Here is a 14,363-nt window from a genome sequence, read left to right as displayed (position 1 = left end):
TCCAAAAAGAGGGCCAACAGCCTTCTTTTTTTGTGCCTGCGTAGATTGGTGCCGGGGCGAACAGCATCCTTTTTTGCAAGGAATCTTGGTTATTTGTGATATTTCCCGTGCAGGCACGGCGGTAGAATTAGGGATGAAAGGAGAAGTGATTGCATGAACCAGGTATCACCGGCCGCTTCGAAAGCGCTTAATAAGAAAGCGCTTAAACGGAAAGCTAAGCCATTCGCGGACTTTAGAGCACATAAAACCTATTATTTTATGCTCCTCCCGCTGTTCGCCTATTTTATAGCCTTTAACTATCTGCCGCTTGCGGGGCTGTACAATGCTTTTACCAATTATGATTTCAGCAAAGGACTACTGAGCCCGTTCGTCGGCCTGCAGAATTTCGAGTTTCTGTTCAAGGGCGGGGCGGACTCGATCATCTGGAAGCTGACACGCAATACCATCCTCTACAACGTGGCTTTTATTATTCTGAGTAATGTGTGCCAGATCGGGATGGCTGTGCTGCTCAAGGAGATTGCGTTCAAACGGTTCGTCAAAACCTCGCAGACACTGATGTTTATGCCTTATTTTGTCTCGATGGTTATTATCGGCTCCATTATCTATAACCTGTTCAATTTTAACTACGGCGTACTCAACAATATGTTCACTTCGCTGGGCATGGAGAAATTCGATTTCTACCGCACCCCCTGGGTCTGGCCGATCATCATTGTTGTCGTTGAGATCTGGAAGAGCCTGGGCTATGGAACGGTCATTTATCTGGCTTCCATTATGGGGATCGACGAGAGCATTTATGAGGCCGCTTACGTGGACGGAGCTTCCAAATGGCAGCGCATCCGGTATGTTACCCTTCCGCTGCTCAAGCCGACGGTCATTATTCTGCTGCTGTTCGCGGTTGGCGGCATACTGAAGGGACAATTCGACCTTTTCTGGAACATCGTCGGCAATAACGGGCTGCTGCTGAACGCGACGGACATCATTGACACTTATGTGTACCGTTCATTGACCGTTAACTTTAGCATCAATCTGGGAACGGCTGCGGGCTTGTATCAATCCGTATTCGGCCTGCTGCTCATTCTGACCGTGAATGCCATTGTCAGGAAGGTAGACCGGGAAAATTCTTTATTCTAGAAAGGGCTGTGATTGTACGTGAGTTCTGTGGCTGTTGATAAACACGGCAGTAAAATCCGCAAGGATGCGGGGACAAGGATATTCGATGTTATCGCTGTGACGGTGGTTTCTATCGGCGCTCTGCTCTGCGTAATTCCATTTATTATTATGCTCTCCGGCTCCTTGAGTACAGAGTCGGAGGTAGTGCGGAGCGGATATTCAATTATACCCAAGGGCTTCACACTGGAGGCCTACCGGGTTGTCTTCACTTCTCTGGGCAACACGATCGGCAGAGCCTATATGGTTACGATCTATGTAACAGCGGTAGGGACCTTTCTTGGCCTGCTCTGTACCTCTATGGGGGGATATGTGCTTTCCCGCCCGGATTTTAGGCATAGGGACAAGGTATCCTTCTTCGTCTACTTCACGACGCTGTTCAGCGGCGGGCTGATCCCTACGTATCTCGTAGTAGCCAATGTGCTGCATCTGAATCACTCGCTCTGGTCTGTTATTCTCGGCGGTCTGATGTCTGCGTTCAACGTATTCCTGTTCCGGAACTTCATCAAGGGGATTCCCGATGCGCTGATGGAATCAGCGAGAATCGACGGGGCCGGAGATTTCCGGATCTACTGGCAGATTATCATTCCGCTTACCAAGCCGGCCATGGCGACTATCGGCCTGTTCACCGCACTGGGCTACTGGAACAACTGGTTTACCTACAGCCTCTATCTGATCACGGATAAGGATAAATGGGGGCTGCAGTACCTGCTCTACCGGATGCTGTCCAGAGTAACAGATGCTGTCAAGGGCTCAGATGTCCTGATTACCCAGCAGCTGCCCAGCGAAACAATGAAGCTGGCTACGGCGATGCTGGTCACCGGTCCGGTCCTGCTGTTCTATCCGTTTGTGCAGCGCTATTTTGTCAGCGGGCTGGTTGTCGGCAGTGTGAAGGGTTAAGGGGCGGCAGTCCAAAGCGGCTGAAGCATCTGGTTTGAAGCGGAGAAGACATATTTACTGTTTTCTCCGCTGAACATATACTTGTTCTAATAATGGAGGGGTTAAGCTTGAAAAGAAAGCAAATCACAAAGACAATGTTCGTCACATCCATGGCCTTATTGCTGGGCCTGTCTACAGCCTGCTCGAATTCGGGCAGCGGCAACAGCGGAAGTGAGCCTGCTAAGACCGGTAATTCGGCAGCAACGGATGCACCGAAAGAAATCATTGAATTGAAAGCGATTACGATGGGGAACGAACCGAAAAGCGGGCTGGATAAATTTTATAAAGAGCTGGACGCTTTGACTGAAAAGGATCTCGGTATCCGGGTCCGGTTCGACTATATCCCATGGGGCGATGAGAAAAACCAGATTAGCCGCGCTATCGCCGCCAAGGAATATGATCTTTATGTCGGCGGTGCCTGGTCTGATTTTGCCAACTTTGCCACCAAGAACGCTTTTGCCGATCTGACGCCGCTTCTGGAAGAAACGCCCGATCTGGTAGAGCACTACAAAGGCTCGCTCGACCGCGTAAAAATCGACGGCAAGGTATTCGGCATTCCGCAATACAACAAGCCGGGCGGCGGCGGGGAAGGCATGCTGTACCGTGAGGACCTGCGCCAGAAGTGGGGGCTTCCGGAGATCAGCAGTCTGGAAACAGCCGAGCAATATCTCTACAAAGCCAAAGAGGAATATCCGTCTACCCCGATGCTGAATGACAAGCGGTTTGGCACTAATATTTACTCCCAGCTGATTGCCAGCAAATACTATACGGTTGCAGCTGATTATGCCGTTGCTTCCTTTGATGATCCTTACAAGATCATCAGCATCTACGATACGCCTGAGTATGAAGAGGCCGTAGCCAAGGCCAAGCAATGGTATGACGACGGCATTGTTGATCATGACGTGCTCGCTGCACAGGGCAATGCGACTGCCGAAACGCTGGAGCTGATGAAGGTGGACCAGAAGCCGCTTGAATTCAATAACCACCTTGGTGCAATCAGCAACAACTATATCAATCAGCTAAAAGAGGCGCTGCCGGATTCAACCTATGGCTGGTATGACTTCTTTATGGATAACAATGCCCCGGCCTTCCTGCCTAAAATGTCGCCAAGCACGATTACCATGATTTCTGTAGGCGCTAATACTCAGCATGCGCTGGAAGCACTCAAATTTATTGAAAAAGGCCATACCGACCAGACCTACTACAATTTACTGGCTTATGGTGTAGAAGGCGAAAATTACAAGGTTGATTCGGACGGATATATTCTGTATGAGGGCATTCCAACCGATAATATCAAGCCTGCATGGACAGGGCTGTATGACGGTTATCAGGCGCTTCAGGTCAATTATCCTGGAGAGTGGAAGGCTATATTCGATAGCATCCAGATAGAGGGCGCTAAGCGTGCAGAAGCCGGCGGTACCGACCCTTATGAAGGCTTCAGCTTCGATACCAGCTCGCTGCCTACCGAGCTGTCCAATCTGGAGACGGTAAAAACCCAATATATCCAGCCGCTCAGTGTAGGAATGACCAATGACATCGACGGCGATTTGGCAAAGGTACAAAAGCAGCTGAAGGATGCCGGCTTCGATACTTATCTGGCTGAACTGCAGAAGCAAGTGGATGCCTACAAAGCAGGAAAATAAAGATAAGAGCCGCCTAGAGCATGATTTATTTTCTCGGGCGGCTTTTCTATGGAGGACCTATGGATAAACTTGTGGTTTACACAGCTCCGCCGGACGTACCCGGCAAGGAGGATTTTGCAGTATATGTGCGGATTCCCGGGGAAGCCTGGCAGCAGCTGTTTGTGTATGAGGTCAAGGTGGATATGCACAATGTGCGTAGTGCTTCTATGGCCTATTTTGATATGAGCGGGAAAGTGGAGGTAAGGGTAGAAAGTCTGGGCAGGCCGATTCATGACGCCGTAATCCGTCCGCTGTCAGCGGGCCTCCCGTTTGAGCAGACAGACCGGGAATTGACCTTTATGCTGGACCGTCCGCAGAAGCTGTCCATCGAAATTAACGGGGAACGGTTCAGTAATCTGCACCTGTTCGCGAACCCCTGTGAGAGTGATGCACCGGACCCGCGGCAGGAGAACGTTCTCCTGCTGGAGCCGGCCATTCACCGGACAGAGGATATCTTCCGTCTGCTGGCAGCAGCTGAGGGAACAGACGGGCGGGTGCGGGATACGCTTTATTTTGCACCGGGAATGCATTATATCGAGGAGACACTGCTAAGAATTCCATCCGGGATAACCGTCTATATTGCCGGCGGCGCCGTTGTGGCAGGCTCTATGGTCTGCGATCACGTTCACGATGTGTCCATACGCGGCAGAGGGATTATCCGCTTGTCTGACTTTCACCGCTTCTCGGCCTTCCGCGGCATCCGGATTATGTTCTCGGAGCATATCTCGGTTGAAGGCATTATTACGCTGGACCCGCCTCATTACAGCATTTATCTGGGCAAGTCGCGGCAGGTGTCCATCCGTAATTTCAAATCCTTCAGCACCCGGGGGTGGTCGGACGGCATTGATATGATGGCCTGCACTGATATTGAGATTGATGATGTTTTTCTGCGCACCTCGGATGACTGCATCGCGATCTACGGCTCACGCTGGGACTATTACGGGAACAGCAGCGGCATCCGGGTGCGTAATTCCATCCTCTGGGCCGACGTCGCCCATCCGCTGATGATCGGTATCCACGGTGACCATCACGGGAACGGCGACATTATTGAAGACATCGTGTTCGAGAACATCGATATTCTGGAGCATCATGAGCCGCAGGCAAATTATATGGGAGCCATGGCCATCAATGCCGGTGATAAAAATACAATCAGGAATGTGCTCTACCGGAATATCCGGGTCGAGCCCTTCGAGCTTGGACGTCTAATCGACCTTAGAGTGGTATGGAACAAGGACTATAACCCTGTCCCCGGACACCGGATCGAGCAGATCCGCTTTGAGGATATTTCGTATAACGGAGATAATGCGCGGCCGATCCAGATCTTCGGTTATGATGGCGAACGGACTATCCGTCATGTGACCTTCAAGAGCCTCAAGGTAAACGGGCAGACGATTCTGCAGCCGGAGCAGGGCGTGCTTGAGGTGAATGAGTATGCGAAGGGGATTTCGTTTGAGACATAGGGGTATTAGGAGGAACAGCACATGAACAGCGCTTATTTATTTGTACATTTCCGGGAGAAGGAGACACCGGACGGGGAGCAGGTCTACTTCGGTCTCAGCAGGGACGGATTCAACTGGGAGCAGGTGAACGGCGGTGAACCGGTGCTGTGGAGCAATAAAGGAGAGAAGGGCGTGCGGGATCACACTATCGTCCGTACAGCATCCGGAACCTTTTATATTCTCTCCACCGATCTTAGCCTGGCTAACAGCTTTAATAGCAAGTATGAAGGAAAATGGGCGAATATCGCCCGCAGCGGGAGTAAGCATCTGGCGCTCTGGGAATCAGAGGAATTTGTGAACTGGTCGGAGCAGCGGATGGTAGAACTGGGCGATGAATACTTCGGCTGCCTGTGGGCACCGGAAGTATTCCATGATGCGGGGCGGGATGAGTACGTCATTCATTTTAGCGCAGCCCATGCCTCCAATCAGTTTGGTGACAAGGCGATCTTTTACACACGGACCAGGGATTTCATAAGCTTTGACAAGCCGAAGCTGCTGTGCAGGAAGGACGGGAGCGGCATCATTGATTCCGCGCTGTATGAGGAGGGAGGCCGGTATTACCGGTTCCTGAAAAGCGAGGCTGATCCGGCCGGCATTATGCTGCAGCATGGAGAGACGCTTACCGGAGCTTATACAGAGAATATGAGTTTTGCCGCAGAAATGGCTAAAATTACGCCTGGCGCGTACGAAGGTCCTACCGCATTCAAGCTTCCGGGCGGAAAATGGTGCCTGATGCTTGATTTTTACGGCATACGCGGCGAGGGTCAGGGCTATGTTCCGTTCATCGCCGACACGCTGCAGGACGGGCGGTTTGTCCGCTCCGATGAGCAGTTCAGCTTTCCTTACCGCTTCAAGCACGGGACGGTGCTGGCCATTACGGTTGACGAATACGAGCGTATCCGGCGTCATTTTAGCTAGCAACCAGAAAAAGAGCTTTACCGGGATAAGGAGAGGGCCTTCATTAAAAGTACTGGGATTGTTCAACAAAATGAACCCGGGAGGAAAAAATGAAAACGCTAAAAAGCTGGATGTACAAATGTGCAATTGCGGCAGTTTCGGTTATCTTGGCAGCTACGCCGGTATTTCCCGCAGAGGCTGCAGGCGGTACAACTCGGCTGTCTGCCGGAACCGTCCTAACCTCTTCTGTGTCAGACGATGGAATACGTGCCGGGGTTACGGACTCCACTTATATTGAAGCCCCGGTAACAGAAGTGCCGGCTGAAGCTGCAGTTACCGTTACAGCGTCTGCTTACGGGAATGTAGTGCGCTACCCGTTTGACGGCAACGCCGGCAGTGAGGATGGCCTAGCTGACGCAGCGGTATCCGGAACCCCGGTCTATGCAGAGGGCCGGGTGGGCCAGGCGATCAGCCTGAACGGCAGCGACAGCTATGTGACCCTGCCGGCCAATCTACCCTCAGCGGCCGCCGACGAAATCACGGTATCCGCCTGGGTGAACTGGAAGGGAGGAAAGGACTGGCAGCGAATCTTCGACTTCGGGAACGGCACAACCCAATATATGTTCCTGACGCCCAAGACAGGCAATTATATGCGGTTTGCCGTCAAGAACGGCGGGAGCGAGCAATCCGTCCAGACCGCCCAGCTTGCCGCAGGCCAGTGGACGCATGTGGCTGTGACGCTGGGCGGCGGCAAGGCGCGCCTGTATGTGAACGGGGAGCAGCAGGCCGAAGCCAATGTGTCGATTAAACCAAGCCAGATAAAACCATCGCTTAATTACCTCGGGAAGAGCCAGTTTGCTGATCCGCTGTTCAATGGCTCGCTGGATGAATTCCGGATCTATCATTATGCCTTGAATGCAGCTGAGCTTCAGGCTCTTTATCTGTCCTCAAGCGTGGACTCAGCCATAGCACAGGCCCGGAAAATCATCACAGAAGGACAGCGGTACTATTCAGCGGAAACCTGGGGCAGGCTGCTTGAGGTTCTGGAGCAGGCTGAGGTACTTAGGGCCGATCCGGCTGCGGAGCAAGCCGCTCTTCTGGCGGCTGCGGCAGAGCTGGTAACTGCGATGCAGAATCTTGCTGAGCCGCTGCCGGTATTCATCAACAATACGGGGACAGAGCTGGTTCATCCGGCTGTCAGTGTTGCCCCGCAGGAGCTGCTGCGGGTGAGGGAGCACATTCTGAACAAAGAGCAGCCGTGGTACGGGTATTATACAGCTTTTGCCGCCAGCAGCTTTGCCTCCAAATCGTATGCCATTAAAAATGATAAAGATCCGGCGGCAGATTTCGGCCAGCTTGTACCGAATTATTCCTATAACAACTATAGCACCAGTCTGTTCAACAATCAGATGACCCAGGATGCGACAGCGGCTTATTATCAGGCTGTTATGTACTTCATGACCGGGGATGCCGATTACCGGGAAAAAGCCATGCGTATCGTTCTGTTATGGGGGAGCCTCGACCCGTCGCTGGCAAAATATGTGACAGATGCGCATATTCAGCAGGGACCGCCCATGTACATGATGAATGCCGCAGCGGAGCTGCTGCGTTATACAAGCACAGGGCGTGAGGAGCTGGAGTGGAAGGAAGAATATTCGCAGCAGTACAGTGATAATTTCCAGAAGCCGGCGCTCAGGCTGTGGATGGAACGCAATACCAACTGGCTGAACCAGCACCAGACCTCAGTCATGGCTACGTTATCCTCTTACGTGTTCATGGACAGTAAGGCCGACTATGAACGCATCCTGGAGTGGGCGACTGTGAATGCCGGCACGACAATGCCGTATCAGAACGGCGCTATCGCCAATGCCATGTATGAATTTACGGTAGACAGCAGCGGTAACGAGCTTCCTGAGCCGGTTATAGCCGTTAAAGAGATGGTCCGCGACCAGCCGCATTCCTTTGATAATATTGAAGGTCTGGCCGTTCTGGCCGCAATTATTTCCGCTCAAGGTACATTGCTTGATCCGGTCACAGGAACAGCAGCGGATCAGGGAGTAGACGTATATTCTTTTATGAACGACAGGCTGATCAAAGGTGTGAATTTTTTCTACAAATATAATCTGGGATATGATGTGTCCTTTAATGACGGCTTGAATGCCCCGGTAAGTCCGGACAGACGGGGACGGCTCGGCGGCCGTGAGGATTACTATTATATCTATAAATACGGAAAAGGCTATACGGACAATAATCCTGACTTTCAGTATGTGGCCGAAGCTATGTACCGGACGTGGGAAGTGTATGGGCTGACCGTCAACGACTCCTGGCTCTATATTCCGGAGGCGGCTGCAGGAACACCCGTCCCTTCTGTACTTGCCCAGGAGAATGGGGGGACAGTACCTTACCAGCTGGAGACCCGGTTCACCCCGTTTGACAGCGGTACGGTCAGGACAGCAGATGCAGTACGCGTAGAGTTATCAACAGAAGACTCTTTATTCGCCGTCTACGGGATGGGCATCTGGCGTAGCGGCGACCTGGCTGTCAGGATCAGGAGCAACGCCATTACAACGCTGGCTCTGCAAGGCGATACAGACAAGGAGCCGTTTACTTCGTTCAGGCTGCCTGATACCGGAGGGGAATGGAAATATGCGGTTATCAACCTCTCTGCTCTGCCTGCTACAGCATTTCAGGCAGATTCAATCCTTTATTTCAGAATATCCGGGGAGCCTGGCGATTCTATCGAACTCGATCATGTGCTCGTCAACAGCTCTACAGTGAAATCGCCGAGCTTCAAAGGAAATGCCAGTACGCTCGGACTGGATGCCTATCCGTCAGCACAGCTGCTGTATGATGTCTCCAACGCAGCGGCCAATGCCGGACAGAGCTTGACGTATGGCATCTCCGGCGATGATACCGGCTTCCTGGCGGATGCAGAAATATCCGTCAGCAGTGCGGGCGTACTGACCGGGAAGCTACCGGCATCGCAGCCGCCCGGCGATTATTCCTTCTATGTGACGGTATCCAACGGAACCGCCATCAAGCTGCTGGAAGTCACCGTGACGGTGGCCGGCCATTATAGTGATGCAATTGCGAATGCGGTTAGCGCCTATGATCCGGCCAAAACGTATGAGACAGCCGGCTATAGCCTATTCCGCAGCAAATATGATGCTGCGCTTGCGCTCATCAGCTCCGGTGATGAAGTGGCGCGGAATACGGCGCTGCTGGAGCTTAAGGATGCTGAAAGAGGGCTGCGGCTGTTAAATCCGCTGCTTGATGACGGAGCGCTTGATCTGAACGGCATAGCCGTCGGGGCCCCGGACAGCGCAAGCATCAATATGGCTTCGCTGGTAGACCTGTATGCTTCCGGCATTCCAATCCGCTGGATTGCGGATGATAAGCAGTTCACGATTGATTTCGGCGCAGGCTTCAAGGTGAAGCCGGATTCGTTCAGGCTGCTGCCGGACGCCGGGTTCCCTGCCCGCTCCGAGGGGGCTGTCATACTGGCCTCCAATGATTATGCGAACTGGGTGCGGATCTCTGATGATATCTCAGAATATACCACCAGCTGGTTCAGCTATACGGTGAAGAATGAATTCAAGGATACCGGCTTCCGCTACTTCCGCATGAAGGATATCACGGCCGGTGTATTAAACAAGGACGACTACACCGAGGATCAGCCGTTTACTGTTGCGGATCTGCATATATTCGGGGAACGCTACGAGACGGCCGGTGTGGTCAGGGACATCAGCCTCAAGGTGCTGAACGCCGTGCCGGTGCAGGATACGTTGCCAGTTCCGCCAAGAGCGGTTATCGGGGATAAAGTGATTCTTTCCTTTACAGCAGATGAGCCGATCACCAATATCCGGGCTGCAATTCAAGAGGAGGCTGTACAGGTTACAGATCACCAGAACGGCAGCTATACGGCCGAGTACACCGTCCGTGCCGGAACGAAGCCGGGCTATGCCGCTATTTCGCTCGATTACACTTTGGCAGACGGTACTCCGGCAGATACCGTATACAGCTACCCTGACAGCTATACCACAGGTGCAAACAATACACTGGTGTCCCGCAAAATTCTTGTTTCGGATACAGCTAACGAGATTAATGCGGCAGCCGAGGCGCATATTACCGGTTCGGACAATACTCTCGATGCGGGAGAGATCCCCTTATTGTTTGACGGTAAAATGTCTACCTTCCCGGATGTAAGAGCCGGGGGCGGCGGATACGGACATTACACTCTAGATTTTGGCGCAGAGGACAGCAGCAAAAGGGTTCAGCTTGAACGTATTGAAATACTGAACCGCAACGGATTCCCGGCCAGAGCTTCAGGCGTGAACGTAAGCGCGTCGGCAGACGGAGTGACCTGGATAACGGTCTCCGAGGGCTCCAAAAATTACAGCTATGACACATGGCAGCCGGTCAGAGTGCTGGACCGGTACAAGGACGCCGGGTTCCGTTATTTGCGGATTAACGGCGGCAACTGGTACGGCAATATCTCGGAGCTGCGGCTCTTCGGGCAGACAGGCACGGGTCTCGCAAGCTACGATCCTGTCTACACAATCACCACAACAGCCAATGATCCTGCGGCCGGGACAACGATAGTGTATGTGAATCCGAACGGCCTGCCGCCTGCCCCGCAGCCTTCAGGCAATGAAGGAAGCGTGTTGACGGTGCATGGCGACCTTACAGCCGTTACCGTTCTTGCGGTTCCCGCGCCCGGCTATGAATTTGTGAAATGGGTTGAGCCGGTAAGCTTTTATGGATTGTCTGCGGGTTATCTGTGGACAGAATACCCGCTGTTTAATCTGACAACGTATGCCGGCGGCTACCTTGGCGGGGTTAAATCCTACAATGTGACGCGCGACTGGAATCTGCAGGCTGTGTTCCGCAAGACCGGAGGAACCGGACCCTCAGACGCAACAGCTGCACCCGGCAAGCCGGTTCTGTCCGACAACAACGGGCATGATACGGGGCTCAAAGACGGCAGCTACACCGTCACTATGAACCTATGGTGGGGAGAGAACGGGACTGTGTTCAAGCTGTATGAAAACGGCAGGCTGATCTCTACTCAGGAGCTGAAGAACAGCTCACCGCAGGCCCAGACCGCCAAGGCAGAAATATCCGGCAGAACGAACGGAACCTATACGTATGTCGGTGAGCTGATCAACAGCTACGGAACGGTGAAAAGTGATCCGTTGACTGTCACCGTGACGGATGCAGCTCCCGGCAAACCGGTGTTATCCCATGACAACTGGGATGGCGATGGCAGTTACAGCATTACCATGAACCTCTGGTGGGGTACAAATGCTTCTGAATACCGCCTGTATGAGAACGGCAGAATGATAGATTCACAAAAGCTGAGCGAAGCTACACCGGCTGCCCAGACAGCAGCAACGGTGCTATCAGGAAAAACTGCAGGAGTGTATGAGTATCGTGCTGTTCTGGTTAATCCGGCAGGTGAATCAGAGAGCGTGACGCTAACTGTAGTTGTAAAGTAAGGTACAGGATGGCGGAAAAAAGGTGCAGCTGCCCTGGGGGCAGACTGCATCTTTTCTGTTCAGCAGTTCCTGGCAAGCTGTTATCAATTCTATTAGTGGAGGCTAATCATGACACGTATTCAAGGCATTAACGCCATTCTTGCAGGAGATTATCCCGATCCGTCTATAGTAAGAGCCGGGGATCACTATTATATGACGCATTCTTCTTTCCACTACACACCGGGGCTGCTTATATGGCATTCCCTGAATCTGACGGACTGGGAGCCGGTCTGCCATGCCGTACTAGAGCATGTAGGCGGTTCAATTATGGCGCCGGATTTCATTTATCATGAGGGACTTTTCTATATCTATTTTCCTGCAGGGGGAACGAATTGGGTTGTGACAGCAGAGAATCCGGCAGGTCAGTGGAGCAGGCCGGCGGATCTGAAGGTCGGGTATATTGATCCAGGTCATGCAGCAGATCAGCAGGGCAACCGCTATCTGTTTCTGTCGGAAGGCTACAGAATACGTTTGTCCAAAGACGGCTTGTCTACAGCAGGCGAATTGGAGCAGGTATATGCGGGCTGGCGCTATCCGAAGGAATGGCTGACGGAGGGGTTCTATCTGGAATCCCCCAAGCTGACTTACAAGGACGGTAACTATTATATGACCAGTGCACAAGGCGGGACGGCCGGACCGGCTACCAGTCATATGATCGTCTCCGCACGCGCGGCATCACTAGACGGACCGTGGGCTAACTCCCCGCATAATCCGGTTATACGCACACAGCACCGCAGTGAGCAGTGGTGGTCGAAAGGGCACGGCACGCTGGTGGATACGCCGGAGGGAGACTGGTACCTTGTCTATCATGCTTATGAAAAAGACTACTATCCGCTCGGCAGGCAGACGCTGCTTGAACCGGTAACCTGGACGGCGGACGGCTGGTTCATCGCAGGTGTTCAGGAGGCGGGGACGGAGGCTGCTCCGGCTTCCGCGACTTCAGCAGCCGAAGGGCCGCCGGACCGGGCGCTGGTGTCTGAGGAATCCGGCGGTCTGGGGCTGCACTGGCATTTTTGGGGAGGAGTACGTCCGGGAAATTATCTGATAGATGAGAATAGTGTAGTATTAATAGCTGTTCCCGGGGAGCAGCCCGGGCCGCTGCTGTGCATTCCGGTACATCATACGTATACCGCCGAGGTTACTGTAGCTGTTGAAGACGGAGCGTACGGGACGCTCGGCCTGTTCTACAAGCCGGGCTTCCACTACGGCATCGGCTTTGACGGGAGAGAGGCGTTTGCATACCGCAACGGCAATACGAGCGAACGCTCGGCAGCGTCCGGAGGCTCAGTAACCTTAAGGCTTATTAATGACGAGCACGAAGTAAGCCTGTATTTCATGGATGCCGAAGGGGAGTGGAGCAAGCTGGATCACGGGTTTGAAATGTCCGGCTTCCACCATAATGTGCTCGGAGGCTTCCTGAGCCTGCGTATTGCGCTGAATGCTTCAGGTGCTGGTGAGGTACGGTTCAGCGGCTTTAAGTACCGGGCGGGATTATAAGAACAGCAACCAAATTGCAGCGGGAGAGGATAACACAATGAAGGCACCTTTATTCAGGGACCCGGTATACGACGGGGCGGCTGATCCGGTCATCACTTGGAACCGGGAAGCCCAGGAATGGTGGATGATTTATACGAACCGCAGAGTGACGGCAGAGGGGGAAGGTGTGGCCTGGGTGCACGGCACAGACCTCGGTGTTGCTTCCTCGCGCGACGGCGGGACAAGCTGGCTGTACCGCGGCACCCTGCAGGGGCTCGATATTGAATGGGGCCGCAACACGTTCTGGGCACCTGAGATTATCTGGCATGAAGGGCTTTACCATATGTACGTCAGCTACATTCAGGGTATTCCGTCCGGCTGGGCCGGCCACCGGCGCGATATGCTCCACTATACCAGTCCTAACCTGCTGGACTGGACCTTCCGTTCCCGGCTTGAGCTGAGCTCGGACCGGGTAATCGACGCCTGCATCCATGAGCTGCCCGGCGGCGGATTCCGCATGTGGTACAAGGACGAAGCGAACGGATCGCATACCTATGCGGCGGACAGCATGGACCTGTACCGCTGGGAGGTTACCGGACCTGTCATTACCGGACGGCCGCATGAAGGGGCCAACGTCTTCCGGTTCAAAGACCATTACTGGATGATTGTAGACGAATGGCGCGGGCAGGGTGTCTTCCGTTCCGGTGACCTGGACACATGGGAACGCAGCGGGCTGATCCTGGACCAGCCGGGAACCCGCGAGGATGACGGTACTATCGGGCTGCATGCAGATGTCGTCGTGCAGGGAGACGAGGCTTATATTTTCTACTTCACGCATCCCGGAAGAGACGGCAGCGAGCGTGAAGACAGCCCTGAAGGCAGATACCAGAGCCGCCGTTCCTCGGTTCAGGCTGCCCGGCTGGATGTGGTTGACGGTGTGCTAGTCTGCGACCGTAATGAGGTGTTTGAGCTCAAGCTGCTGCCGGAGCAGAATTAATGGGCGGATTTGTTTGTTTTGTTCCTGCTCTAGAATCCATCCGGATCTTGCAGTGCTAACGGACTGCAGAGCCCTTATTTACCGGAAAGTAACTCTTTCAGCCGGCTAACGGACCACGATGACTTTATCACCTGCCCAGCTGCGAATATGGGGATGTATGTGCTGCCAT

8 protein-coding genes are annotated in these 14,363 nt (G+C 53.3%); all 8 read left to right on the top strand.

Annotation, left to right across the window (positions count from 1 at the left end):
• The first annotated feature begins 153 nt into the window (after positions 1 to 153).
• The 8 genes from R70331_RS21825 to R70331_RS21790 all read left to right on the top strand — a co-directional run bounded on the left by R70331_RS21825 (position 154) and on the right by R70331_RS21790 (position 14,194).
• The gene (locus tag R70331_RS21825; RefSeq protein ID WP_081947703.1) at positions 154 to 1,131 is read left to right on the top strand and encodes an ABC transporter permease; all 978 of its coding nucleotides are present in this window, start codon (positions 154 to 156) and stop codon (positions 1,129 to 1,131) included.
• 18 nt (positions 1,132 to 1,149) lie between these two features.
• A complete protein-coding gene (locus tag R70331_RS21820; protein WP_231576330.1) occupies positions 1,150 to 2,067 on the top strand; it encodes a carbohydrate ABC transporter permease in 918 nt (305 codons plus the stop codon).
• A gap of 107 nt (positions 2,068 to 2,174) precedes the next feature.
• A complete protein-coding gene (locus tag R70331_RS21815; protein WP_052419158.1) occupies positions 2,175 to 3,749 on the top strand; it encodes a DUF3502 domain-containing protein in 1,575 nt (524 codons plus the stop codon).
• Positions 3,750 to 3,808: 59 nt separating this feature from the next.
• Positions 3,809 to 5,248, top strand: coding sequence for a glycosyl hydrolase family 28 protein (locus R70331_RS21810; protein WP_042179049.1), 1,440 nt, complete (start codon positions 3,809 to 3,811; stop codon positions 5,246 to 5,248).
• Positions 5,249 to 5,269: 21 nt separating this feature from the next.
• A complete protein-coding gene (locus tag R70331_RS21805) occupies positions 5,270 to 6,205 on the top strand; it encodes a glycoside hydrolase family 43 protein (protein WP_042179046.1) in 936 nt (311 codons plus the stop codon).
• An 89-nt stretch (positions 6,206 to 6,294) separates the two neighbouring features.
• Positions 6,295 to 11,682 (top strand): LamG-like jellyroll fold domain-containing protein, encoded by a 5,388-nt coding sequence (locus tag R70331_RS21800; RefSeq protein WP_042179043.1) that lies wholly within the window; start codon positions 6,295 to 6,297, stop codon positions 11,680 to 11,682.
• A 108-nt stretch (positions 11,683 to 11,790) separates the two neighbouring features.
• Positions 11,791 to 13,218, top strand: a complete 1,428-nt coding sequence (locus tag R70331_RS21795) for a family 43 glycosylhydrolase (RefSeq protein WP_042179040.1) — start codon at positions 11,791 to 11,793, stop codon at positions 13,216 to 13,218.
• A 37-nt stretch (positions 13,219 to 13,255) separates the two neighbouring features.
• Positions 13,256 to 14,194 (top strand): glycoside hydrolase family protein, encoded by a 939-nt coding sequence (locus tag R70331_RS21790; protein ID WP_042183042.1) that lies wholly within the window; start codon positions 13,256 to 13,258, stop codon positions 14,192 to 14,194.
• Positions 14,195 to 14,363 lie beyond the last annotated feature (169 nt).

Origin of the sequence: Paenibacillus sp. FSL R7-0331, assembly GCF_000758645.1 — a bacterium.
Lineage (GTDB): Bacteria > Bacillota > Bacilli > Paenibacillales > Paenibacillaceae > Paenibacillus_AQ > Paenibacillus_AQ camerounensis.
The sequence above is the reverse complement of the archived record's forward strand: the minus strand, read 5'-3'. Positions and strand labels throughout refer to the sequence as shown.